Genomic DNA, 26058 nt, shown 5'->3' with positions numbered 1-26058 from the left:
CATCTAGCTGTTATATTTCCATGCCAATGGCAGTGGCAACATTGGCATCTGTTTTAATCAGTGAAAACATAGCTGCTGTTTGTTCATTACTATCGCCCAACCATGTTTTCAAAATATCGTTTGGCAAGAGGATGATATTTACGCTATCGGTCCCTTTAATGGGCTGTAAAATTTCTTGAATAGTAAAATCGCTTGTTTCGATATGAATCGTATCTCCGACTTGTTTATTGAAAATTTGCGCGACATTTTCAGAAATAATAACATCCTTTGATGTTAAATTAACAGAGAAATGATAACGGCTTTTTACTAAATCGTCATTTTCAACGCCTACCGTGTAAATAGGCGCTTTTTTTTCATTTTCTACCGTTGTATGAGCTAAAGATACGCTTGAAACCTCCTTGACTCCTGGTAATGACTTAAAACTCGCAATCAGTTCATTGGTTAGTAATTTATGCTGCTCTGGGTTGTAACCGACCATCAAATCCATTTCACCGAATAACGCTTGAATGTTTTCCTTCATTTGGTTATTGGCATTCCAGATATAGACGCTCATGGTCATCACTAGGCAAATCGCAATGGTGATGATACTAATACTCGTTAGTACATTTGTCCAAGCTGCGCGAAAAAGCTTGAGTGCAATGGTACGCATCGTAAACATTTACACATCACCTCGAGTAATTAACTTGAATTTCGATAAAATACAGTCTAAATCCTCAGCGCAATGATTGTTGTGATAAGAATCGACAATGGCCCCATCATGGAAGAATAATACACGATTCGCATACGTTGCCACGTAAGGATCATGCGTTACGAGTAAAATGGTCTGAGCCATATTTTTTTGGAGCTCGACAAGCAGTTGTAAAATTTCGTCGGTTGTGTTGACATCTAATGCACCAGTTGGCTCATCCGCTAATAAAATAGGGGGATTCGCAATAATGGCACGAGCGATGGCAACACGCTGTTGTTGGCCACCTGACAGTTCCGTTGGTCGATGCTTAGCCCAAGCAGCAATATTTAACTTTTCCATTATTTGTTGGACACGTATTTTGATATCTTTACTTGCTACATCATTTAGAATAAGTGGTAATGCAATATTGTCTTCTACCGTTAAATCTTTTAACAAGTGGAAAGATTGAAAGATAAAACCGATGTTTTCTTTTCGGAACTTTGAGGCATTAGGTTCTTGATAAATGTTATGTGCTTCTTTACCAAATAAAAACAATGCTCCTTCGGTTGGTTCATCAATGGCACTAATCATATTGAGCAGTGTACTTTTTCCAGATCCACTTGTCCCCATAATAGCTACCATTTCGCCTTGATAAATCGTACAATGAATATTTTTTAACGCATTCACGGTATGATGCTTTTGCTGGAATATTTTTGACATGCCTTCGACCCGCAAAACTTCCGTTAGTCGTCTTTCCGGAATTGGAATCGTGTCAATGACTTCTTTCAATGGATTGTACCCATTCATCTATGTATGCCCCCTTTAATTGTTGGCGTAAAGCCTGCAAGCCTCTACGAATATGCGTTTTTACAGTGCCCTCAGGACATTGTAAAATCGAAGCAATTTCCTTTACAGAGTAGTCTTGATAAAAACGTAATAACAGCACCGTTTTATACTTTTCCTCTAACTTGCACAGCGATTGCCATAAATCAAGCTCTTCTTCGATATATGTAGGTGATGTGCTATTGATATCTTCCAATGTATGTGGCTCCACAAGATGGACAGCATTTTTTTTGGCAATATATGTTTTACAGCAATTGATAATAATGCGCGTGAGCCATGTAGAGAAATAGTGGGGTTCTTTTAACTGTGGCAACCCCTCATAAGCACGGATTATGGTTTGTTGAAAAACCTCGACAGCCTCATTTTCATTTTGTACATAGACATAAGCCATGCGGTACAATTTATGCTGCTCTTGTTCAATGAGCTGGTAAAACGCTTGTTCATCACCATTTTTGGCAAGCTCCACAAGTGATATTTGTTGTGTTGTAATGAAAAACGCCTCCTTCCGACTATTAGACTTCGCAACTCATCATTTCGATTCAAGTTTTTTCATTTATTTAATAAAATTGGATGAATCCCTTTCTGCTATACTGACAATAACAGTATAATTTATTATGTAAAGAATGGAGGATATTGTTAACGTGATCGATAAAATGGTTTATCACCACAATAGATGACAAGGAAGTAAGAACAGTTAGATTCACAGAGCAACATAAAATTAACGACTATCTTAGGATATTATCAGAAACGACGTTTAATAAAAATGACGTAGAGGAAGATGGTACAAATGTGGCTTATCAATCATATGAGGTGCTGCTGAGAAGCAATAAACGTGGAACTACGTTACATTTGTCTGTTGATAACGGCGGGAAGTTATTATATTTCAATACAAATGAAAGAAAAAGAAGCAGGAGTGGTTCGTTCATTGTAAAAGATCAGTGGCTTTTTGAAGCAACTAACAAGCTTGTGAAAGAACATCAGACGGAGTGATACCTACAAGGAGGTAATAAATATGAAGAAAAAGCCCATTTATGTGGAAATTGACATGCAAGCACCTATGGATGATGCTTGGGCCTATACGCAAAATCCGAAGCTGCATGAGCAGTGGGATTTACGCTTTACCTCTATTACTTATATGGAAAAGAAATCACCGAATGCACCGCAACAATTTACATATGAAACAAAGGTTATGCCTGGCTTGACGGTTAGTGGTTGGGGAGAAAGTAAAGGAGAACATCATAAAGAAGACGGCACGAAGACCTCCTCCTTACATTTTGGCACACCTCAAAAAATTTCGCCTATAGCGGAAGGGAAGGGATACTGGCAGTATATTCCCTATGATAAGGGGCTGACATTTTTAACGCAATATGACTATGATGTGCGATATGGTAAATTAGGCGTACTGTTTGACTTCGTATTTCGTCCATTGATGGGCTGGGCTACAGCGCTTAGCTTTGATGTCCTAAAAAGATGGCTTGAGAAAGGGGAAAACCCACTTTCCCAATATCGACGCTTCTTTTTAACAATGCTCATCAGCCTGCTGTTTTGCTTTGTGTGGTTATATCACGGACTAGTTCCAAAAGTGATGGTGCAACACCCCGATGAAGTCATGATGGTAGAGAAAATGTTAGCTTACCCGAGCGAAGATGTGGTTGACCTGAGCTGGAAAGCAGTTGACTCGAGCGGAGATGCGGTGTACCCGAGCGAAGAGCGGACTTACCAGAGCGAAAATGCGGCTCCCGCGAGTGGAAAGGCGCCACACCTGAGTAATGCTGACCATCAAATGAGTACCGCAACTACAATCGTATTTTGGATAGGTATAGCTGAAATGCTTTTTGCACTGTGCTGGCTATTTCCACGAGGGAAACGTTTTCTTTTTGGTGCCCAAATTATCCTATTTCCACTGTTGACAATCAGTGCTGTTGTCGCTGACAAAAATCTGGCAGGTGCGCCGTTTAATCCGGTGACTTTTAATGTAGCATTATGGGTACTTTCAATCGTGGGCTACATTCTCAGTAAAGATCTTCCGAGTGCAAAAAGCTGTAAACGAAAGCGAGGGCAAAACACATGACAATTTATCAGACCTTATTAGGTGAAGATTTTAAGCGTCTGCATCCGATGTTGCAACAGCGCTATGCATTACCGATAGATAGACCTTTTTTTGCAACGGGTGTCATGCACAAAATTGAATCGGGTGCAAAATGGATGCGTCCATTTTATACGCTCGCTACACGAACAAGATTTTTATTTCCAGAATCAGGTGAAGATATACCTTTCTCCATTCGTAATACTAGTCGAGTACTGCCTAGTGGCGAGTTGGAAGTGTTATGGGAACGCAGTTTTTATTTTGCGACGAAGACGAGGTACTTCGATGCAAGGATGACGATTGACCCGGTTCGAAAAATAGTAAGGGATTACTTAGGTTCACCAGCTTTATTTTATTCTGATTTGCATTTTGCCGTAACAAAAGAGGGGCAATTAGTAATTCGTTCAGGTGTACAACGATTTGTCCTTTCTAACATAGAATGTCCAATTCCAAAGACTTTGGAAGGACGAGTAATCGTAGAAGAAGGATTTGATGAGAAGAGAAACGTTTTTACCATCCATGTCTCAATCCATAATCCGTTGTTTGGGAGGTTGATGATGTATGCTGGTGAATTTACGCAGCAATCTATGTAGCCCTGTTTTGCTGTTCGGGTTTGTGCTGTCGCTTATCTGTTATTTGTTTAGCAAACAGCCTGATTATTTATTGCTACTGACAATTGCACAATTGTTTTTTGTACCTGCAACGCTGAAGATGGTACTGCCGTTCAAGAAGATAGGGAATGGCATGATGGCTAGTATGATGCTAGCCATCACACTTCTTCACTGGTGGCCAGATGGAGGCTTGGCTATTGTACTTGCGTTCGTTTATGTGATTTATACGGCTTTTATTGCCCTCCATGGTGTAAGAAGATTTTTACAGCGTGGCTTTACAAATATTGCTGAAATTGCTATTGATATGGGGCTCATCTACTTATTTGTCGGCGGGCTTTGGTTTTTCGCTTTTATTGCTGATTTAGATACAGGATTCTCCCCATTGATAACGTGGTTAACAGCAATTCATTTCCATTACTCTGCCTGTTTATTGGCCATTTCTATTGGGCTGTTTGGCAGACTACACAAAAGCACATCGTATAGTGCGGTGGTAGTTATTTTATTAGCAGGACCAATACTCGTAGCATTAGGTATTACTTTTTCAACGAGTATAGAAATTGTGTCAGTTGGACTTTATATTTTTGCAATTTATTGCTTATTTATTCTTGCCATTAAAACAGGCTTTCCACGCGCGCAAGGGTTGTTATTACGTATTTCATATGGCGCACTCTGTATAACGATTTTATGGTCTTTACTTTACGCTTTTGGTAATTTCGCTGGAGTTTCCTTTGTGGGTATACCTGATATGTTACATTTTCATGGTTTGATGAATTGTCTCTTTTTTGGTGGTATTGGCGTTGTAGCTTGGGCAATAGAAGTTCCGAAAACTACACATCACAATTTCACATTTCCAGTTAGTCAAATTCGAGGGAAGTTACGTGTATCTGGCGATGCGCATCCAGGCTTGGTCGATGCACTGAGCGATTTTATTGATACAACAAAACTACCAGCAGCCCTTCCACACTTTTATGAACAAACAAATGCCTACCGTTTGACGGCATCTGTCCAATGGAGTACTTGGTTTAAACCATTTGCGCTACTCTATCAGGGGATAAGTCGTTGGATGCAACAATTGAATTTGCCCTTCACTCGTAAACAAATGGAGATGACAGGGGAAATTGTCAAAGTAGATGCTGAACAAGATGGGCGTTCTGCACCAAGAGCATGGATTCGTAAAATTGAACAGCAAACGACATTTGTGGCGATTTATTCCAAGCATACGACAGCACAAACTACGTATATGAATATTGCGCTACCGCTACCTTTTTCAACCATGATAGGCGTTTTATATTTGTATGAAAAAGATGGCCAATTGCATATCACGAGTGCTCATGAAGGAGATGCAGGAATCTATCTAGCAATCAGCCATTATTTGTTTAAGCTACCATTGCATGAGTATTTCATCATTACGGCAACAAATGATAGAAATTTAACAGCAATTCATACGATGCGTATTTTGGGGCTGCCATTTTTACGAATAGACTATCAAATTGAACGAACAATTAATAGCTGACTGTTAGAAATTGCAGGACTATGCCAGCATGACAGCGAAAGACATAGATAGAAAGATATAAAAGGGGTGGTTAGGTGCGTTTAACAAAAGGGATTTCAGGCTTTGATGCAGAGCATTTGATTGAACAGGAGATGCGGTCATTTCAAGCTATGGTCTATCATCTTGTAACGAGTGAACAACGTTCGAAAGTTATGCAATTTATGGATGATCCTCATGTTGTTTATATGCAGGCTGACATTCAGCTAGACAATGAGCAATTGACAATTCTTCATCATCGACTCATGCCGTATGTGGCGTTTGCTATGAGTGATAAAGAACTGACTTTTCGATTTTTAACAAAACTCAACTTACACAAATACTTTCCAATGCGCAAATGCCTAGAGGCTGAAGTGTTAAACAGTTTGCTTACACAAGATAAGGAGCTTCATAGCTTATCTGATGTGGAATGGAACTACGCAGCCTATTTTAAAAGTGAGACATTAGGGGATGTTATGTTTAATTATTGGGATTAAATTCACATAGCAGTTGCGCTATTCAACAATTCTATTCGCTTTCCATTCTTATAGCTAAAAATCTTCAGTTCCGTTATTTAGACGAAATTGGAGATTTTTTTATGGTGTAAACATGGAAGGTTTGTCATCTGTTTTTTCTTTCAGAATAGTATTCTTGTAAATAATACTTAGCCTTTTATAAGATTTTAATTTCATAACGTGTAGCACTAAAGCTTTATTTGGCATTACCTTGCCTCTTTTCCTTTGTTAGATCTTTTTTGAAGCCTGTGACATATCCTTTGCACGATGTTCCATAAATCTATTGCACTTAAAATCAAAAAAAAGCTTATAAACACACCAAAATCACTTAATTATTAATCTAAATATAGATTAAATTTTTAAATCATCCTAAATAGATTTATAAATGGTAAATTACTAATATTGTACAATATAGTTAAAATTTTTATTAATTACGCTTTATTTAGTATTAAGAGAGTCGAATGATATCGTTAAATAATGTTTTTTCATGATAGGGATGATTTGTCTGACACAATGTTTAGGTAGATTTATAAGGAGTAATTCGAAAATTATCCGGAAAAATAAGGGGAATTGACAAATGAATTTTAAGTCCATTAGCACGAGAATCATTTTTGCATTTAGTATTGTAGTAGCAGTCATTGTTGTATATATTGCTTACAATGTATCCGCTATTTCTCAAAATAACACAGCAACAGAACAAATTGTTGATGAAGAATTACAATTATTAATTACAGATTACGAACTAGCCTCAACAATTGCAGTAAGAATTGCAGCTGCTAGGGGGTATGTATTATCTGGAGAAGAAAAATATAAAGATATTTACACGCATAACGTGGAACGGGCACTTGACAATGAGAAGAAACGTTTAGCGATTTCTCAATCAAATGAATTTCAGAAGTTTTCGGAACTGGCGAAAGAATGGAGTAGCTATGTTCAAAAAGATGTTTTTGATACATACGATCAGGGCAATGTCGAGTTGGCAACGAAAAATTTAGCTGCGATGGATGCTACAGCTACTGAAATTCGTGAAGGCTATGAAGGCTTGGCAGAACAACGTAAACAATCTATTAATACTGTTGGCACAGATATGATTACAGCAGGCGAGAGAAAGCAATTAACAAGTGTGATCGTTGGTATAGCTATTGTTGTAATTGCAATCTTTACGGCATTACTTAGTGCGAGAAGGATTTCAAAACCAATCATCATCTTGACAAAACGTATGCAACGAATAACTGAAGGAGATTTGAGTGAACCGAAGCTCGATGTAACAACAAGAGATGAGGTAGGGCAGCTGACGACAGCAACAAATACGATGTCCGAAATATTGAACCGTCTATTGAAACATATACAAACTGTGTCAAATGATGTTGCAGCTCATAGTGAGGAATTGATGCAATCCGCTACAGAGGTTAAGGGTGGAACGGAGCAAATTGTAGACACCGTAACAGAAATTGCAAGCGGTACTGAGATTCAGGCAAGTAATGCTTCCGATGTTGCGACAACCATGACAGAATTTACTACACAGGTGACAGACGTCAATAGGAGCAGTAAGGAAGTCAATCAATATTCACAAGAAGTGATGCACTTAACTAAAGAAGGTAAGGAGTTAATGGATGCCTCCACACAACAAATGACAACGATTGATCACATTGTTAAAGATGCAGTCAATAAAGTGGATAATTTAAGTAAACAAACACAGGAAATCTCTAAACTTGTAGCTGTCATTCATGATATTGCAGCTCAAACGAACTTATTGGCACTCAATGCGGCTATTGAAGCAGCACGTGCGGGTGAGCAAGGCAAAGGGTTTGCGGTTGTAGCTGATGAGGTGCGTAAGCTTGCGGAACAAGTATCTGTATCTGTGGATGATATAACAAGCATCGTTGAAAAGATCCAATACGACTCGGTAATTGTTACAACATCACTCGAAAGTGGATACGGAGAAGTTGAAAAAGGAACAACGCAAATCGCTTCTACAAATGAAACATTTAACCATATTGCTGATGCAGTTTACTCGATGTCAACAAGCATCGTAACGATGTCTTCAAAATTAGAGCAAGTCGTACAAAATACCCTCAACATCCATAAGTCTGTCGACGAAATCGCAGCTGTTTCTGAACAATCTGCTGCCGGCATTCAAGAAACATCTGCTACAATTGAACAAGCAGCAAGCTCGATGGATGAGATAAAAAATAGTTCAGTTCATTTAGCGGAAATGGCAGAAAATTTAAACGGACAAATTAGTAAATTTAAATTATAACCGTATGAATTTAACCTAGCGAATTTCATACTTCCAACACATTTAGGATGTATACTATTGGATTGGAAGGTGGGATAATTTTGAGGAAATATATACTAATGATACTGATGAGTACACTGCTCCTTTCTCCAGTGGCTTATGCGCATACAATGGATAAGAGTATGCTTTATACGGATGTTCCTGCTACAACGCCAGATTTACAGGAAATCATGGTACTCCATAGTACTGGGCTCCTTGGCTATAATGGTGCAGATATGGCATTAAATCCAACAGAAAATTTATCACGTAAGGATTTTGCTGGCTGGGTAGGCGCTTTCTTCGGTCTTGAAGGTTCAACAGTTGATGAACTGGCACAAGCAGCAAAAAACGAGGAGTATGTATCTTCACTAGATGGAGATATAACGTATAAAGAAATCAATATTGCATTATATCATAATAAACTAGAATTAGAAAAACCGGAAGCAACGTTAACAAAAGAAGCGTATATTGCCTTTTTAACAGAAAACCTAGATGTCGATATGGGTGGTCACACGTTGCTACAGATGGGTGGATTTTCATATGGCCCTACTGGTACAGTGGAAGATGTTGTAACAGGGGATGAAACAGGTCTAGTAATTGATGGTGAAACATATATGCTTTCAGGTCATCCACGAATTTTTGCAGATTCCACTGAGGCAAAAAGCTGGGTTGGTCAAAAATTAGAAAAGTCCATTTTGACGACAAGCGGCGGTCATCATCATGGTCATGATGCACAGACAACGAATACGTCTACGCCAACGTTACAATACATTCAACTTGGAACGACTACACAGGCAGCGACAGAAGAAACAAAAGAACAAGTTCCAAACGCTACGCCAAGAGAACAACAGCAATCGAGCGAAGCGGCTGACACAGCATCCTCAAGCTCCAACACTATATGGATTGTTGCCATTGTTGCTTTACTGGCCGTTATTATAGGCATTGTGTTGTGGAAACGAAAAAAATAATCAACATAGGCATATAAAAAACCAGCAATTTACGAGGAAATCGTACTAATTGCTGGTTTTTTCATACAAAATGTGTAGCTATATTTCCTTACTTAGATAGTTTGCCATTTCGCTTCTAGCCATGGTAGGAAGTTTTCACCTTGATCACCTTCGTAGGCATCGTAGACATCTAGACGTGTACGCTTTAGCTTATCCGCGAAGTCTGACAATGTATGATCTGCGGGTAAACTTTTCTTTACGCGCACAAATACTTTTTCCGCACCTTTGATAAGCTCGAATTTACGGCGGGTAGGCTGTTTGACATCCTCACCAAATTTCGTTAATGCTTCATATGCCGCTTGCTGTACAGCAAACACAGTATCTGCCTTCACACGATTGTGTAGTAAGTCAATAACTTGTTCATGTTTATAGCTACTTAGTGTTTGCACAGCAGCCAAGCGCTCACGCCAGCTTGAAGTGTAGTTGGCAGCCTTTTTTAAATCTTGGTAGTTTTCTGGTAACTCAGTTTGCATTTTCATAATGTGCTCCTTTGTTGTAACGGACATAATTCCTTGTAACAGAATGCGCCTTTATTTCGTGTTCTTTATTTATAATGAGCTAATTGCCTTCAAAATAGAACCAATATTAAAGAAATATAAGCGAGAATCGGTATTCTATCGGCGCAACTGTAGATTCCATCGGTTCTTGACGGTGCAATTGGCGAAAAAGCACGTCAGTAGTGCAATCCCACTGCTACCGGCGGAAATAATCTATCCTATACGATGATTGATGATAAAATATCATTCTTATAATTAATATGGAAAAATCTATATCAAATTTACTCACATAGAATAATTATATAGGAACTGACCCAGAAAGCAATCATTCAATGATACGGTGATAAAATCGTACAGACATTGTGGTGTATTATTTTCTGTAGAAATGTCTTAGTGACTAGCTATATTCAAATTCTACTTGTCATTGTTTTTAGCTGCTTGTTTAAAAGTGCTGCTTGTGCAACAGCCTGTTCGTCATTGGCAATCTCACCAGGTTTGTTTGCTTCTCCAAGAATATAAGACGAGAAGGGCATATTTAAAAAGTTAAAGATATAGTGGAATTGTTGAATCATTGGCAATCCCTTTATTTTCGGATCATCGCCACCAACAGCAAGGACTATTGCTTGTGTTGTCAGCAATTTCTCTTTTAACTGTGGAAAGCGTTCATCTCGGATAGCGTGACTCAGTCGGTCTACCATATTTTTCATGATGCCGGACATGCTGTACCAATATATTGGCGTCGCAAAGAGCACGATGTCACTTGTCATAAGTGCATGGATAATCTGGTCGTAATCATCATCCACAAATTGAAAGCCTTGTGCAGAATGGCGTAAATCATCGATTGGCTGAATGTTTAAATCCTTTATAAATAACTTTTGATGCGCAACGCCCTCTAATACATAGTCGGTAAGTTTTTCACTATTGCTGTATGGTCTTGAGCTGCCGATAAAAGCAGTGATATTCATATGATTTCCTCCTCTATTTTTCACATTATAAATAGTGTATACTTTCTTTTACTATCGAGAAAGCTGAATGTTTCGATGGAATGTATCGAAAAAAACGATTTAGAGGTGAAGGCGATGGATATTAAACAGTTACAAACATTCCTAACCGCTTCGAAAACTTTAAGCTTTACACAAACTGCTCAGCAATTAGGTTACGCGCAGTCCAGTATCACCGCTCAGATTAAATCATTAGAAGAAGAGCTAGGAACAGTGTTATTTGAGCGTCTTGGTAAGCGAATTACACTCACGGAAGAGGGGAGCAGACTACAACAGTATGCCCAGAAAATGCTGGAACTAGGTACTGAAATGAAAAGAGCATTATCCAGCGAGCATACACATGCAGTATTAACAATAGGTGCTCAGGAAAGTCAATGTGTGTATCGCCTGCCAAGCATTTTGCAATTATTTCAACAACGCCATCCGCAAGTGAAAATTATTTTTAAACCTGTGCATACGACTGAAATTGCAAAAGACTTATTACAGTCGGGAAACTTAGATGTCGCTTTCATTACCGATACGTACAAGGACACACCTATGCTACATCGTGAACGACTCATTCAAGAGCAACTAGTGTTTATAAGTGCACCATCTACTGTCCTGCAAAAAAGTGCATTATCTGCCCAACACTTTTCAGATGCAACGATGTTGTTAACTGAAAATGGCTGTTCTTACCGAAATCAATTGGAATCTCACTTGCAACAAGAAGGGGTCTATCCAGCGCAATTGATTGAATTTGCTAGTATTGAAGCCATCAAGCAATGCGTAATGGCAGGCTTAGGCATCACATTCTTACCAAAAATGGTGGTGGAGAAGGAGTTAGAGAACAAACGCTTAAAGGAATTGCCCACAACGCTGAATTTAGCGGCGATTTTTACCGATATTGCTTGGCATAAAGATAAACATATATCCCCGTATCTTGCTGATTTTATAGAGATTGCTATTGACAGGTATAAGGAACTTTAAAGAGTTGTCTGGTTTTAAATGAACGCAAGCAAAAAGGCAGCTTTCGTTATATCTCAAGCTGCCTTTTTTAGTTGGATAGTTAAACTTTTAGTAATGTATCATTAATAATCGCGCGGTTTCTCGATGCAAATACATCATTGTGTGAAGAAACGGTCGCCATTTTATTGGCTTCAGGCTCAATCGTTAGTTTAATGCTATTTACTGCGTTAACGGCATCTTGAAATGCGCCAGCAATTAAATGGATTTTTCCATCGTATTGTGCAATATCTCCAACTGCATATAATCCTTCAATCGTTGTTTGACAGCCAGTATTTGTTTGTAAAAAGTAATTGCGAATTCCATCGCGTTCAGGCTGAATAGCGTGATCGAAGGAGAAGGATTGATCTCGGTCATAGCCATGATTAATCAATACTTCATCTATAACAAGCGTTGCTGTTTCATTTGTACCCTTGTTTTCGATAATGACTCTTTTGATTTTTGTTTTTTCTTCGTTCGCTACCAATGTTTTAATAGACGTTTGTGTAATGATAGGTATGCCATACGCTTGTAACTTTTTCACTTGTGCTTCATGAGCAGAGATTTCTTCTCCGCGATAAATAATCGTAATGTCTTTTGCAATATCTAGTAAGTCACATGCCCAGTCGATAGCAGAGTTACCACCACCAGAAATTAATAAAGATTTATCCTTGAAGCGTTCGATGCCACGAATTGTGTAATGAAGATTGGAAACTTCGAATTTTTCTGCACCTTCTAAGTCGAGCTTAATAGGACTAATAATTCCTCCACCAACAGCAACAATGACATTTTTTGAATAATGTTTTTCACCTGTACTCGTTGTAATGATGAAAATATCATCTTCCTTCGAAACGATATCAACTTTTGTATTTAAACAAACAGTAGGGTCAAATGTCAGACCTTGTTCTACTAAATTATCAATAACCTTTTGAGCAGGTGTTGCTGGTAAAGCGCCAATATCCCAAATTAACTTTTCAGGATAGACGTGAATTTTTCCGCCAAGTACGGATTTGTATTCGATTATTTTTGTTTTTAAATCACGAAGTCCTGCATAAAAAGCACTATATAGTCCACTAGGGCCGCCACCAATTATTGTTACATCATAAATGTTATTCATAGCATATCTCCTAATTAGTTTATTCTCATTGATTATCATTTTCAATTAGTAATGATTAATACTAAAATATAGTAATTTGGACAACATTACAAGTGTTAAAGTAAATATAAATTAAATTGATCATGAAATAGGGGGAAATTGTATGTTTATTGACGTATTTCATGTAAATTGAAATGTGAAATTTTAAGAGAAGTAATGCGATAGCTTTACACGGAGCATTTGATAGTCGTTTTCAAAAAAAAGTGCGAATGGATAATTTAATCCATTTCGCACTTTTAGACTTGCATGACGATAAATTTACTACCAATACAGTGACGCAACCGTTGTTTTTTAAATAGGCGTCATGATGTTCTCTTTAGCATCGAGCTGGGACAAAGTCACGTGTCATTGTTTTTTCAATGTCCCTGAAAAGTTTGTACCTTCATCATGCTCAGCTATACAGTCTACTTCTGTTATTTTAAGAGCATTATTGAGTCGCTCAAATTCTAGCACGCAACGGTTGCCATTTGTGGATTTGTTCATAACAGCTTTTGAACTAGAGGTAATGGTCGCTGTCCCATCTACACGACCAGATTCTTGTCCATCATTGGCTGTCAGTGAGATGTAGAAGCTCTTACTTGTGGCGTTTGAAATGATGGCATCACGGCGGTTGTAATCAGTCGCTCCTTTGCCCCATTTATAGTAATAGGTATAAATGCCTTCCCATGCACTTTTGGCAGGTGTCGTTTGTTGCATTGTTTTATCAAGCTGATTTTGTCCAATTTTTGCAAGTGTATTTAAAGAAGCATTGCTTGCATTTAGATGAATTTCTTGCGCATCCTCAGAGATTTCATATAAATTTCTCGAATCCATACGGTGTAGCAATGTAACGACTTGGGCACGTGTCATATTGTTGGACACGCCAAAAAACTTTTGCAAGTTACGATTTTCATATTGAGGATTTTGCCCAGTGGAAATGTAAGAATCGAGTAAAAATTGAATGGATGCGTCTAACCCATGTTTACCGTTCGCTATATGAGTAATTGCTTGTGCCACTACGCCACGCTTCACAGCGGCTGCTCGAATAGTATTATCAAAATAACCGTTGAGTGGCACACCATAGCTGGCAAGACGATCGTAATATTCATCTGACCAGTTTGCAGAAGGCGTCTGTTTATTTAACTCATCGTAGGGTGTTTCAAGCTCATAGTAATTTGCAAGTAGTTTTGCAAATTGTTGCTCGGTAATCGTTAAATTTGGCTTGAATGTCCCATCTGCGTAGCCATCGATAATGGCATATTCCTCCGCCCACATAATTGCTTCATAAGCAAAATGCTCTTCCGGCACATCTTTAAAACTAGCTGCGTCTACTGTATAGCCGCCCCCGACAACAAGTACTGACAGTAATATCAGGCATACTAATTGTTTCATTATCATTCTTCCTCTCTAACTAGTATTATACTTAGTTTGCAGGATGTGGGTGGAAACTGCAAATTTTTATAGAGAATATTTAGAGTTTCACAGCATTGTACAGCTCAACAATAGATGTTACAAGATATCTCCTTAACGATTGGTATGTACAATTGTGAGATGAAGTAAATATAAAATACACCAGTCATGGAAGTTGAGTTGTCACTAGCCATGGATAACGCGGTTTTTGCCACTTCTTCGGCTCGATCTAAACGTTGCATCGGTGAAATTTGACTTAATGGTTCTTAACTTTTTTACTGTGAATAGCATACCGCTCCATACTTTTACTCTGCTGAATAAATGGTATAATTGTATGAAAAAGGATGGCGGTGGGATAATGGGCTTTTTAAATGGCTTGATGGGGAATGCTTCTGAAACAAATGTCGCTGAGGTTGAAAGTGAGATTAAAGAATTATTAACGAATTCTGAACAAGTGGAACATGCATATAAGTTAATTCGTGACTTATTTGTTTTCACCAATAAACGGCTGATTTTAATTGATAAACAGGGCGTGACAGGTAAGAAAGTGGAATACCATTCGATACCATATAAAAATATTGTACATTTCTCAATTGAGACAGCAGGGAATTTTGATCTAGATGCAAAGCTGAAAATTTGGCTTTCAGCGGGTGGCTTAGTGCAAAAAAAGTTTAATAAAACGCTCAATATTTATAAAGTCCAAAGCGTTTTAGCTGAATATGTACTAAAATAAAAAACTTGTGCCCACTTCTTTTAGGAAGTGGGTATTTTTGTCAAGTTCTTCGAGATGCAGCAAACATTGTTAGACTAAATCTATGAATCTTGCTGTTACATAGGAAGAGCTAAGAACATTTACGTAACACTAAATATAAAGGAGAAATAGTATGAGGGATAAAAAAGTTCGTGGCATTAAACGTAAATCTAATAACATGATTAATGGAATTGAAGAACATACTTTGGTGTTTCCAACAGAATTTTACAATGGTTATTGGCATCTGCACCTACCAGTTGCTCAAGACTTTATAAACTCTAACAAAACACCTGAAAAAATTAAACGACTATGCATTCAAACACTAGTGAATAGAAACAGTTAATTGAAATGAAACCAGATGACAAAGAAAAATATCAAGTAGTGGTTGCAGTTAATTTACCAGATTTGTGGGGTTCGCAAATTATTGTATTTAAAGGGGATGCCCATTTTAAAAATTTCTTTTACAGGAATGACGACGATCAAAAGTGGTTTCGATTATCAGATGATAGAAATATTCAAAGAGAATGGGGATTACATGTTACTAATGAATTGCAAACATCAAGATTTAAAGAAGTGATTTCTGATGAAGATGGATGCCACTATGAAGGGGAAATTTGGTTTATAGGGGAATTAAAATAAACGATAGGGAATATCACAATCGTTGTATGTCCTTTTTCTAATCAAAAAAATACCCTTTATTGTTTAACAGTGCCTATTGTTAAGACATAAAGACAACTTCACTGAGAATATGTTGGAGTAAGAGCTTATTTTAGGGGGAGTCTAACTGATGCAATGGAATGAAGAGGTACCAGATGCTAATAATCGTTCTACACCATCCATGTTTGTTGCTCGTTCTTTAGAAGAAATTCGGTTTTGGTCAAGGATTATGAAAGAACATTCGCTATTCCTTCGATTAGGGTTTAGATGCGAAGATACACAATTAATAAATGAAGCAAATCAATATTATTATTTGTTCGAAAAGATTGAACAACAATCTCATCAATTGACCAACCAAACCGATCCAGAACAAATGCGAAGATTTAACACAGAAGTTCAAATAGCCGCGACAAATATATTTGCTTTTAAACGGAAAGTGTTAGGGTTAATACTCACTTGTCAGCTGCCAGGAGCGAATAATTTTCCCTTATTAGTTGATCATACTAGTCGTGAGGCCAATTATTTTAGAAAACGATTAATTGAATTAAACGAAGGAAAGCTGAAGCCCCTTGCTGATGAAATCATCAAAGAGAATGTTTTTTATCTAAGAATCATGGCCGATCATGCAAAATTTATAGGGCACCTTCTTGATCCTTCTGAAAGAAAACTTGTTGATATGGCAAGAGAGTTTAGCAATGATTTTGATGAATTACTTTTTCAAGCGAGAGATTTAGAAAGCATGAAACCGCAATCACAGACAGTGCCACTATTAGACCAATTCCTTGATCAAAATCGTGTTTCTGTAGTGTCTCTCCGTGATTTTAAGAAAACTGCGCGCGATCTAATCGAAGAATGCAAGATAAAAAGCATTATTCATCCGTTATTAGCAGACCATGTTTTCCGTGAAGCGGAACATTTTCTTGAAATTATCGACTTGTTTGAAGCACATCTTACTGGAAAAACGGCCTTTCCAAGTTAAAGTATGTAACAATTAATAATGATAATATGGAAGAACGAGTGAAGTTTTTATAGAAACGTAAGTCATGATATACGTGTATATTTATGCTTTATTTTTTCTAACTTATGTACGCTTTGAAATAAACGCCAAAGCCTAAATTCTCGATTAATTTACGAGAAATTAGGCTTTTTTTAATTCAGTAATTTCTGTGATTACCCTTGAAATTTAAATGCCACAATATAGTGTGAAATGTTATCCTCCTTACTTCCAAGCACAATTTTCCAACTCACATCTTTTCTAAATAGTACGACCTATAACTGAGTACAAGCCCTTATTTTTGTGTTCGTAGTCGTCGTACATCAAGTGAATAAAAATGTGTATTAGCTAATGAAATATACGCCAATATAATGCGGTTTGTATGTACATCACTATAAAAATAAAAAAATATTTTTAGAAAAAGGTTGATTATTCTTTCGATTAAGCATATATTTTTCCTAAAGGAAACAAAATATCGTTTGAGAAAGAAGAGTGAGTGAATGAAAGAATTAGATGATGTCAAATCAACGTTCCTTCCACTAGGGATACTAGTGATTTTAACGATATTGTGGAAAACGACTCATTCAGTCGGGGCTGGGATTTCTATAATGGTCTTTTGGATGAGCTGGCGCCAGCTTCTGAAGAAATACATTATTAAATAAATAGAGATAGGAAGAGGTAAAAGCATGAAACGTTTTTTAAGTGTACTAGGTTTATCATTATTACTTTTCGGATGCAGCGCACAAAGTAATGCTACTGAAGAGGAAAAAGAAGGAGTTGTTGTTGCCACAACAGGGCAAATTGCTGATGCCATTAAAGAAATAAGTGGCGACCATTTATCCGTTTCAGCTTTGATGGGGCCGGGAGTAGATCCACATCTATACAAGGCAACGCAAAGTGATTTAACAAAATTAGATAAGGCAGAGGTCATTTTTTATAACGGCCTACACTTAGAGGGACAAATGCTCGATATTTTTGAGCAAATGGCAAAAGACAAAACGGTGCTTGCCGTTGGTGAGAAATTGGATGAGAAGCATCTACTGGCAAGTGATAATGACGCTATGCTACATGATCCACATATATGGTTTAACATTGAGCTGTGGAAACAGGTTGTTGTGGCGATAGGCGATACTCTTGTAGAAGAGTATCCGCAATACAAAGCTGACTTCGAAACAAACGAAGCGGCCTACTTAAAAGAATTAGAGGAATTACAAACATATGCCAAAGATCGTGTAAGTGATATTCCAGAAGATCAACGTATTTTAGTAACGGCCCACGATGCATTCAATTATTTCGGAGCTAGTCAAGGATTTGACGTGCGAGGCTTGCAAGGGCTTAGTACAGATTCTGAATATGGTGTGAAAGATGTGCAGGAAATGGTGAACTTCTTAGTAGACAACAATATTAAGGCTATTTTTGTAGAATCAAGTGTATCTGACAAAGCAATGAATGCTGTTATTGAAGGTGCAAAACAGCAAGGTCACGACATTGTGATTGGCGGAGAGTTATTCTCTGATGCGATGGGTGCTGAAGGCACTAAAGAAGGCACATACATTGGGATGTATCAACATAACATCGACACAATTGTCGATGCACTGAAGTAGGTGGAAAAATGAACGCATTAACAGTTGAAAATTTATCGGTCGCTTATGATAAGAAAACAGTATTAGATAACGCAAATGTTACAGTACCAACAGGTCGCCTTTCTGCCATCATTGGCCCAAATGGTGCGGGGAAATCAACCTTTTTAAAGGCCATATTAAATCAATTACCAAATAAGGTTGGTAAAGTTGAAATTCTTGGGCAACTATTTGAGCCGAAAAGTTTAGTTGTGGGGTACGTTCCTCAACGTAATGCAGTCGATTGGGATTTTCCAACGAATGCATTAGACATTGTGTTAATGGGACGGTATGGACATACGGGTTTATTCAAAAGACCTTCTAAACAAGATAAGTTATTGGCACAGCAAGCACTTGCCAGTGTAGGAATGCAAGATTTTGCTGAGCGTTCCATCGGTCAATTGTCGGGAGGGCAACAACAGCGGGTCTTCTTAGCAAGAGCACTTGCTCAAAATGCAGATGTGTATTTTTTAGATGAGCCTTTCGCGGGGGTAGATGCGGCAACAGAGAAAACGATTATAGATATTTTGAAAAATTTAAAAGCACAGGGCAAAAGTATTTTTGTTGTACATCACGATTTACAAACTGTGAAAGAGTATTTTGATTTTACAATTCTACTAAATAAAACGATATTAGCATCAGGTGCAACAGAAGAAGTTTTCACACCACAACAACTACAAAAAACGTATGGTGGAAGATTATTCATGATGCAAGACATGTGAGGGGGGAGAATATGTTAAGTGGTAACTTGCTTTGGGTACTAGTAGGGACAATGTTACTGGGAATTGCAGCTGGGATTACTGGCACCTTCTCCTTCCTTCAAAAACAAAGTTTAGTTGGCGATGCAGCAGCACATGCTGCATTGCCAGGTATAGCTCTTGCGTTTTTACTAACAGGACAAAAAGAGCTACCGATTTTGATGATCGGTGCCGCAATTACATCTGCATTATCTGTTTATTGTATACAGTGGATTGTGTCATTTTCCAAAATGAAAGCAGATGCAGCCATTGGTTTAGTATTAACTGTATTTTTCGGCGTAGGTGTCGTATTTTTAACAATCGTCAATCGTAGCCCAATAGGAAATCAAAGTGGACTTAATAATTTTATTTTCGGTAAAGCAGCGACAATGACAAAATCTGATTTACTGTGGTTGTTTCTAAGTGCCACGATTATCATACTGGTTAGCCTACTGCTCTATAAGGAATGGAAGCTCCTAATCTTTGATCCTGTCTATGCAAAGGGAATAGGGCTACCGATTGAAGCGCTAAAAGCAATATTAACCGTGCTCATTGTTATGACGATTGTAACTGGGATTCAGGCTGTAGGTGTTATTTTAATGTCAGCGTTATTAATCATTCCAGCTGCTAGCGCTAAGCTTTGGACCAATAAGTTGAGTTCAATGCTTATGCTCAGCGCAGCTATTGGTGGTATTTCAGGTATTACGGGAACTTTTATCAGTTCCATACGGACAGGTTTATCAACGGGTCCGATTATTGTATTAGTAGCAGCGACCATTTTCTTTCTGTCTTATTTAATTAGTCCATCTGGGCAAATCAATAAATATCGTAGGAAAATGCAGTTCCGAAAGCAAGGTGATTTAGGGTGATTGAATTTTGGGTAGTGTTAACAGGACTTTTAGTAGGTATTACATGCGGCATAGCTGGCGTTTTTCTGATATTACGAAAAATGTCGATGATAGCGGATGCGATTAGTCATACCGTATTATTCGGTATTGTGATGGCCTATATTATTACACAGACATTAAATGGCTTTTGGATGCTGATTGGCGCTGCAATAGCAGGGATATTAACAGCGTATTTAGTTCAATTACTGCATTCATCTGGTATTCAGGAAGACGCAGCGATTGGCGTGGTTTTCACGTCATTGTTTGCTGCTGGTGTACTACTCATTACCTTGTTTGCAGGAAATGTTCACTTAGATGTGGAGCATGTGTTAATGGGCGAAATTGCATTTGTTCCTTGGGATCGATGGACCTTGTTTTCTATCTCAATGCCGAAAGCCGTGTGGATGTTGTTGCTTGTGTTAATCATTAATATCGGATTCTTACTATTATTCTTTAAAGAAATGAAGCTCTCCACTTTTGATCCGGTATATGCTGCTTCTATAGGGATTCCAGTTGTGTTCCTACATTATGGTTTTATGACCTCAATTTCATTTACTACCGTGGCGGCATTTGATAGCGTTGGTGCGATATTAGTTGTCGCAATGTTAATAGGACCTGCTGCAACCGCCTATTTATTTAGTAAAACGATTAAACAAATGTTCATTTTTAGTATGCTATTTGGTGCTGCGGCCGCCATTGTTGGTTATTATTTAGCGAAGTATTGGGATACATCCATTGCGGGTATGATGGCGGCGACAGTCGGTCTATTATTTGTTTGCACTTTATTGAGTCAAAAAATCATCGAACGTAGAAGGAAGACCCTCGTAAGTAAATTAGAAGGTATGTAAAACACGACAAGACATCGTTTGATTATTTGATCAAACGATGTCTTTTTGTTGAGTGACTATCATAAACAATTAAAAAGCAAAAGTAGGTAAAATTTTTCTTCATATTCAAACTTTTGCATGATTTTTTATTCCGCAATGAACAGTATATTTTAAAAATAGTAGTTAGTACTCTGATAAAAGGTTTAAACGCAGCACATTAACCGGTAGAAGTCGACTGAGTGTTATAAAAGGATTGAGCTTTTTGGGGATAGTAAAAGGAGAAAATTGGCTAGGTCTATGGGAAAGTGACTACATCATCCTCCATTCGCCACAGAGCTTATAAAATTGATGACGAAGATTTTCAGCATATGAAAGGGTGGTTACAATCTCAGCATTTGCCTACACCAAAACAACAACTCGTATTGCCAAATCATCCACATGCAACGATTTACTTGGCTGATTTTGATGCAATTCCAAAGAGCTAATAAGGCCAGTAAGAAATATATTATATTTTGCTCATATTAATAGTAGTTTTTTTCTATAAACGATACATAGTTAAATTGAAAGACATCTTGAAATCGCTAATGTTTTCTACTTTGTATTTTATTCTAGCAGAAAAATAGACAAGTATTGTAAGTTTGCTATGTACGATTAATTAGAATTTTGATACGATGAGTGTTATTAAATTTGACTGTAAACAACAAGGAGAAACAGCATGTGGCGTAATCGAAATGTATGGATAATTTTATTAGGTGAATTTGTAGTAGGTCTTGGCTTGTGGGCTGGGATTATAGGAAATCTCGCTTTTATGCAGGAGGTTGTGCATTCTGATTTTTATAAGTCAATAATTATTTCTATCGGTGTTTTAGCAGGCTTTATAGTAGGTCCACTTGCAGGACGTATTATTGACCAAACAAAGAAAAAAACAGTTATACAGTGGGCGAGTATAGGACGCATCGCAAGTGTACTTTTTATGTTTGCAGCACTTTATACAAATTCGGTCATTTGGATGATTATTTTTCTCATTACATTGCAAATAGCAGCAGCGTTTTATATGCCTGCTTTACAATCGATTATTCCAATGGTTGTTAACAACAAAGATTTACTCACATTGAATGCATGGCAAATGAATGCTCGGACAGTTTCTAGAATTGTCGGAACGGCGGCAGCAGGATTAATGTTAAGTTATTTTGAATTGAAATGGCTCTACATTATTTCGCTGATTGTGTATATCATCATGTTTTTCATTACAAATTGCTTACAATTAGATGAAACAGTAAATCAGTCTATCAAGGATAAGGAACAAGGTGGCTTTAAGGAAGTATTGCCGATGCTAAAAGAGCACCCTGTTGTGTTAATGACACTTGTATTAATGTTAATACCAACACTATTTTTAGGCTCCTTTAATTTAGTCATTATGAAAATATCAGAAATTCATGGGTCAACGACTATTTCTGGGTTATTATATACGGTTGAAGGCATCGGCTTTATGTTAGGCGCAGCAGGACTAAGATTTATTTCAGATCGGGTGAAAATTGGGACATTATTATTTGCGCTTGCATTTGTTATTGGGGCAATGGAGCTAATGTTTTTATTTGCAGATGTAGCCTTCCTAGCCTTATTGACATTTGCCGTATTTGGTTTTTCTGTAGGCTGTTTTTTCCCAACAACAATGGTGATTTTTCAAAATCAGGTACCCAAAGAGTATCATGGACGTTTCTTTTCATTCCGCAATATGATCGATTCAGTGGTCTTTCAAGTAGTTCTATTATCTACGGGTATGATGCTTGATTTAATTGGTTTAAGTGGAATGGGCCTTGTTTTCGGGATTATTAGTTTAAGTTTAACATTTTCTTTTTTACTATTTTCAAAGAAAAAGAATGTCATAATGCAAGTACAGTAAGTGGTATTTTTATGAGTCAGAGCAGGGTAGCTACCACTTAGATTGCAAACCGCTTCTTCACCGTCCATTTTGTATGCATGTATGGGTATAAGTGGGGTGGAAATTCAATTAGCCAATCATCAACCTAGACGGTAACAGCCGCTACAGCATTTTGTGTGGCTGTTACTTAGTTGTATCATGCTATTGTCAATCATTCTATACATAATTGTCACTAGTATAAACGGAACATTAATAGTAGCATTAGTTATTTTATTGGGTGCAACAATTCTTGCAATTATACCGGGAATGTTAGCGCGTATCTACGCTTTGACCTACAGGATCGTTGAAGTCGTACAGAAGAACAATTACGTTACTATATGTTAACGAACAATAAGTGGGCTGCACGTATTTTTCACCGGTCAATTTCAAACAAGCGGTATAGATGTGGAGAGTAAATCAACAACGAGTGTAATTATTCTATACCTAGTTAGGTATGGAAAGTATTTTAACTGGTGGTGGTATTCTTTATCCTCCACCGGTTTTTACTTGAAATAAACGGTACTGACATGTGCTAGAACGGCCTCTAATACTTTTCTCTTTGTCAAAGTGTTTGAAGGCACCTGTTGGACCAGGATACAGAGGAGGTTTTTATGAAAAATAACAATGCATTAGCCAGTGAGCAGTACATTCATTCAACACAAGCACAGCAAAAGTTATATAAGCGCACATTATTCATTGTGTTAATGTCTCAAATATTTGGCGGCGCTGGACTTGCAGCAGGTATTACTGTTGGTGCGCTACTTGCAAAAGACATGTTAGGCTCGGCAAGCGTTGCTGGTTTACCTTCTGCATTGTTTACCCTTGGTTCAGCACTTGCAGCATTTATTGTAGGTCAGCTTTCACAACGTTATGGCAGACGTTACGGTTTGTCTTTTGGTTTTATCACAGGGGGTATCGGTGCTATTGGTGTAATAATCGCTGCCAATTTAAATAGTATTGTGTTGCTTTTTTTAGCGCTTTTTGTGTATGGTGCAGGTACTTCGACAAATTTACAGGCACGTTATGCAGGAACAGATTTAGCAAATGACAAACAGCGAGCTACAGCAACAAGTATTGCGATGGTAGCCACAACATTCGGTGCAGTGGCTGGACCAAATTTAGTGACGCCTATGGGCAAGGTTGCAATAGCATTGAATATGCCAGCATTGGCTGGACCTTTCATCCTGGCTGCGGTAGCTTATATTTTAGCAGGTCTCACATTATTCATATTTTTGCGGCCTGACCCATTATTAGTAGCGAAGGCCATTGCTTTCGAACAGCAAAAGCAGCAACATAAATTAACTGAAACGACTATAGCGGTGAATAATAAAATTAATCGCATCGGTATTTTTGTTGGAACCCTTGTATTGGTACTGTCACATGTAATAATGGTGGCTATTATGACCATGACGCCCATCCATATGCAAGGACATGGTAGTAATTTAAGTGCTATTGGCATGGTTATCGGCTTACATGTTGCAGCGATGTATTTGCCATCTTTAGGTACAGGCTTATTAGTAGATAAGATTGGCCGAACATTTGTAGTGATTGGCTCAGGTATTATATTAGCTACAGCTGGTTTAGTAGCGGCTTTTGCTCCAGGGGATTCCTTATTATGGCTAACGGTAGCGCTTGTACTATTGGGATTAGGCTGGAATTTCGGTTTGATTAGTGGAACTGCCATTATTATCGACTCGACGACTATTCACAACCGTGCAAAAATTCAAGGCTCAATAGACGTATGGGTTGCGCTAGGAGGATCTGCGGGCAGCTTATTATCAGGTGTCATTGTGGCTTACTCTAGTTATGCCTTTTTAGGCTCAATTGGCACGTATTTAGCATTACTTTTCGTGCCATTAGTCATGTGGGCGCGATTTAAAGCGAAAAATCAAGGCTTACAATCTATTCAATCCTAGTGTTATTGAATGATAGTGGCTTTAAATGGTAGAAGTCACTTAGGGGGATTAGGAAATCTATTATTGCATGAAGAAGCTATTTCCATATATACAGAGTTAAATCTGTATATGGAGATAGCTTTTTTTACATTGACGCAAATCCTTAATAGGGGTTCGTTTGAAATTCTAACAAAGAGCTTTTTCATACCAATTCAAATTGTACCCTGGGTGTATTCCATACTTCGATAGTAGCTGTAATATTCGTTATTTATAATTGACATAGTTTGTAAATATCTTGATAGGGGAATAAAATATGAATACTTTTAAGTTTATAGCGTTATTACTGTTAACAACATTTTTAATGGGTTCTTCTTTTGCCATAGTAAAACTGGGTTTACCTTATTCGTCCCCGTTGTTATTAGCTGCCATACGTTTCGTACTGGCTGGGGTTATCATGTCTACCATCGTTATTTTGTTAAAAAGACCACATCCAACAACGACAGGTAATTGGCTTAAAATTCTGATAATTGGTGCATTTCAAACTACTGGGGTTATGGGCTGTATTTTCTTGAGTTTACGAACAATTACTGCAAGTGAATCATCTATATTGACGTTCACGAATCCATTGCTTGTAGTTGTATTGGCAACAGTGTTTGCACAAGCTCGCTATCGCTTCTATCAATGGGGAGGTGTAGTAGTAGGTTTAGTAGGTGTAATTATTACCATGGGTGCTCAAATTGACTTTAAAATTGGCATTATTTTCGGTATTCTTTCTGCTGTTTTTTGGGCAATCGCCACGTTATTAGCTAAAAAATGGGGCGTGTTGTTTGATACATGGGTGTTATCAGCCTATCAAATGCTTTTTGGTGGGTTACTGCTTTTACTGGGCAGTTTTCTACTGGAAGAGCCATTTTTTATAGTCAATAGTTATTCTATAACGATTTTATTATGGTTGAGCATCCTGTCATCAATCGTTCAATTTGCTGGTTGGTACTATCTTTTACAAAAAAGTGATCCGGGGAAAACAAGTGCTTATTTGTTTTTAGCGCCATTTTTTGGCGTATTAACAGGCTGGTTAATATTAGATGAACCATTAAATTCGTCATTACTAGTTGGCGGTCTGTTTATAGTTGTTGGGATATATCTCGTCAATCGTAATTTTACAACCCAAAATTATTATAAAAAACTAAAGAATAACCTCAAATAGTTAC

25 protein-coding genes and 1 pseudogene are annotated in these 26058 nt (G+C 37.7%); 19 read left to right on the top strand and 7 right to left on the bottom strand.

Going from position 1 to position 26058, the window contains the following annotated elements; translation table 11 throughout:
• Positions 1–10 precede the first annotated feature (10 nt).
• From H131_RS19745 to H131_RS19735, 3 genes are read right to left on the bottom strand one after another with little or no spacing between them, the layout of a single operon-like run.
• Positions 11–658: an ABC transporter permease gene (locus tag H131_RS19745; RefSeq protein ID WP_036132097.1), complete on the bottom strand. Its 648-nt coding sequence runs from the start codon at positions 656–658 to the stop codon at positions 11–13.
• Positions 659–1387: an ABC transporter ATP-binding protein gene (locus H131_RS19740; protein ID WP_036132120.1), complete on the bottom strand. Its 729-nt coding sequence runs from the start codon at positions 1385–1387 to the stop codon at positions 659–661.
• A gap of 52 nt (positions 1388–1439) precedes the next feature.
• Positions 1440–1976 carry a sigma-70 family RNA polymerase sigma factor gene (locus H131_RS19735; protein WP_010860890.1) on the bottom strand — a complete coding sequence of 179 codons (537 nt, stop codon included), beginning with the start codon at positions 1974–1976 and terminating at the stop codon, positions 1440–1442.
• A 323-nt stretch (positions 1977–2299) separates the two neighbouring features.
• Between H131_RS19735 and H131_RS19730 the strand changes: the two genes are divergently transcribed.
• From H131_RS19730 to H131_RS19700, 7 genes are all read left to right on the top strand, one after another.
• Positions 2300–2500: a hypothetical protein gene (locus tag H131_RS19730; RefSeq protein WP_010860889.1), complete on the top strand. Its 201-nt coding sequence runs from the start codon at positions 2300–2302 to the stop codon at positions 2498–2500.
• A gap of 22 nt (positions 2501–2522) precedes the next feature.
• Positions 2523–3581 (top strand): DoxX-like family protein, encoded by a 1059-nt coding sequence (locus H131_RS25565; protein WP_010860888.1) that lies wholly within the window; start codon positions 2523–2525, stop codon positions 3579–3581.
• On the top strand, positions 3578–4189 hold the full coding sequence (locus H131_RS19720; protein ID WP_010860887.1) for a DUF4166 domain-containing protein: 612 nt from the start codon (positions 3578–3580) through the stop codon (positions 4187–4189). The genes H131_RS25565 and H131_RS19720 overlap by 4 nt, the downstream gene beginning before the upstream one ends.
• Positions 4158–5720: a YndJ family protein gene (locus H131_RS19715; RefSeq protein WP_010860886.1), complete on the top strand. Its 1563-nt coding sequence runs from the start codon at positions 4158–4160 to the stop codon at positions 5718–5720. The genes H131_RS19720 and H131_RS19715 overlap by 32 nt, the downstream gene beginning before the upstream one ends.
• A gap of 74 nt (positions 5721–5794) precedes the next feature.
• The gene (locus tag H131_RS19710) at positions 5795–6232 is read left to right on the top strand and encodes a hypothetical protein (RefSeq protein WP_010860885.1); all 438 of its coding nucleotides are present in this window, start codon (positions 5795–5797) and stop codon (positions 6230–6232) included.
• A gap of 595 nt (positions 6233–6827) precedes the next feature.
• Positions 6828–8510 carry a methyl-accepting chemotaxis protein gene (locus tag H131_RS19705; protein WP_010860884.1) on the top strand — a complete coding sequence of 561 codons (1683 nt, stop codon included), beginning with the start codon at positions 6828–6830 and terminating at the stop codon, positions 8508–8510.
• An 80-nt stretch (positions 8511–8590) separates the two neighbouring features.
• The gene (locus tag H131_RS19700) at positions 8591–9496 is read left to right on the top strand and encodes an LPXTG cell wall anchor domain-containing protein (RefSeq protein WP_036132093.1); all 906 of its coding nucleotides are present in this window, start codon (positions 8591–8593) and stop codon (positions 9494–9496) included.
• A gap of 92 nt (positions 9497–9588) precedes the next feature.
• On the opposite strand, the gene H131_RS19695 is transcribed toward H131_RS19700, so the two are convergent.
• Positions 9589–10014 (bottom strand): HEAT repeat domain-containing protein, encoded by a 426-nt coding sequence (locus H131_RS19695; RefSeq protein WP_036132091.1) that lies wholly within the window; start codon positions 10012–10014, stop codon positions 9589–9591.
• 425 nt (positions 10015–10439) lie between these two features.
• Positions 10440–10997 (bottom strand): flavodoxin family protein, encoded by a 558-nt coding sequence (locus H131_RS19690; RefSeq protein WP_010860881.1) that lies wholly within the window; start codon positions 10995–10997, stop codon positions 10440–10442.
• A gap of 114 nt (positions 10998–11111) precedes the next feature.
• Between H131_RS19690 and H131_RS19685 the strand changes: the two genes are divergently transcribed.
• Complete coding sequence (locus H131_RS19685; protein ID WP_036132117.1) at positions 11112–11999, top strand: LysR family transcriptional regulator; 888 nt, start codon at positions 11112–11114, stop codon at positions 11997–11999.
• 79 nt (positions 12000–12078) lie between these two features.
• On the opposite strand, the gene H131_RS19680 is transcribed toward H131_RS19685, so the two are convergent.
• Together H131_RS19680 and H131_RS19675 are read right to left on the bottom strand one after the other, a co-directional pair.
• The gene (locus tag H131_RS19680) at positions 12079–13131 is read right to left on the bottom strand and encodes an NAD(P)/FAD-dependent oxidoreductase (RefSeq protein WP_010860879.1); all 1053 of its coding nucleotides are present in this window, start codon (positions 13129–13131) and stop codon (positions 12079–12081) included.
• 384 nt (positions 13132–13515) lie between these two features.
• Positions 13516–14541, bottom strand: coding sequence for an S-layer homology domain-containing protein (locus H131_RS19675; protein WP_010860878.1), 1026 nt, complete (start codon positions 14539–14541; stop codon positions 13516–13518).
• Positions 14542–14917: 376 nt separating this feature from the next.
• On the opposite strand from H131_RS19675, the gene H131_RS19670 reads away from it, so the two are divergent.
• The 11 genes and pseudogenes from H131_RS19670 (at position 14918) to H131_RS19620 (ending at position 26054) form a co-directional block, all read left to right on the top strand.
• A complete protein-coding gene (locus H131_RS19670) occupies positions 14918–15292 on the top strand; it encodes a PH domain-containing protein (RefSeq protein ID WP_010860877.1) in 375 nt (124 codons plus the stop codon).
• A gap of 151 nt (positions 15293–15443) precedes the next feature.
• Positions 15444–15949: pseudogene (locus tag H131_RS19665) on the top strand (DUF3916 domain-containing protein).
• A gap of 148 nt (positions 15950–16097) precedes the next feature.
• Complete coding sequence (locus H131_RS19660) at positions 16098–16946, top strand: DUF2935 domain-containing protein (RefSeq protein ID WP_010860876.1); 849 nt, start codon at positions 16098–16100, stop codon at positions 16944–16946.
• 701 nt (positions 16947–17647) lie between these two features.
• Positions 17648–18565 carry a metal ABC transporter solute-binding protein, Zn/Mn family gene (locus H131_RS19655; RefSeq protein WP_010860875.1) on the top strand — a complete coding sequence of 306 codons (918 nt, stop codon included), beginning with the start codon at positions 17648–17650 and terminating at the stop codon, positions 18563–18565.
• An 8-nt stretch (positions 18566–18573) separates the two neighbouring features.
• Positions 18574–19302, top strand: a complete 729-nt coding sequence (locus H131_RS19650) for a metal ABC transporter ATP-binding protein (protein ID WP_010860874.1) — start codon at positions 18574–18576, stop codon at positions 19300–19302.
• Positions 19303–19313: 11 nt separating this feature from the next.
• On the top strand, positions 19314–20186 hold the full coding sequence (locus tag H131_RS19645) for a metal ABC transporter permease (protein WP_010860873.1): 873 nt from the start codon (positions 19314–19316) through the stop codon (positions 20184–20186).
• Complete coding sequence (locus H131_RS19640) at positions 20183–21052, top strand: metal ABC transporter permease (RefSeq protein ID WP_010860872.1); 870 nt, start codon at positions 20183–20185, stop codon at positions 21050–21052. The genes H131_RS19645 and H131_RS19640 overlap by 4 nt, the downstream gene beginning before the upstream one ends.
• Before the next feature lie 284 nt (positions 21053–21336).
• A complete protein-coding gene (locus tag H131_RS25060; RefSeq protein WP_036132071.1) occupies positions 21337–21516 on the top strand; it encodes a hypothetical protein in 180 nt (59 codons plus the stop codon).
• 230 nt (positions 21517–21746) lie between these two features.
• Positions 21747–22934: an MFS transporter gene (locus H131_RS19630; RefSeq protein ID WP_010860871.1), complete on the top strand. Its 1188-nt coding sequence runs from the start codon at positions 21747–21749 to the stop codon at positions 22932–22934.
• 629 nt (positions 22935–23563) lie between these two features.
• The gene (locus H131_RS19625) at positions 23564–24868 is read left to right on the top strand and encodes an MFS transporter (protein WP_010860870.1); all 1305 of its coding nucleotides are present in this window, start codon (positions 23564–23566) and stop codon (positions 24866–24868) included.
• Positions 24869–25160: 292 nt separating this feature from the next.
• Complete coding sequence (locus tag H131_RS19620) at positions 25161–26054, top strand: DMT family transporter (protein WP_010860869.1); 894 nt, start codon at positions 25161–25163, stop codon at positions 26052–26054.
• The last annotated feature ends 4 nt before the right edge of the window (positions 26055–26058 follow it).

Origin of the sequence: Lysinibacillus sphaericus OT4b.31 (genome assembly GCF_000392615.1) — a bacterium.
GTDB classification, from domain to species: Bacteria; Bacillota; Bacilli; order Bacillales_A; family Planococcaceae; genus Lysinibacillus; species Lysinibacillus sphaericus_B.
The sequence above is the reverse complement of the archived record's forward strand: the minus strand, read 5'-3'. Positions and strand labels throughout refer to the sequence as shown.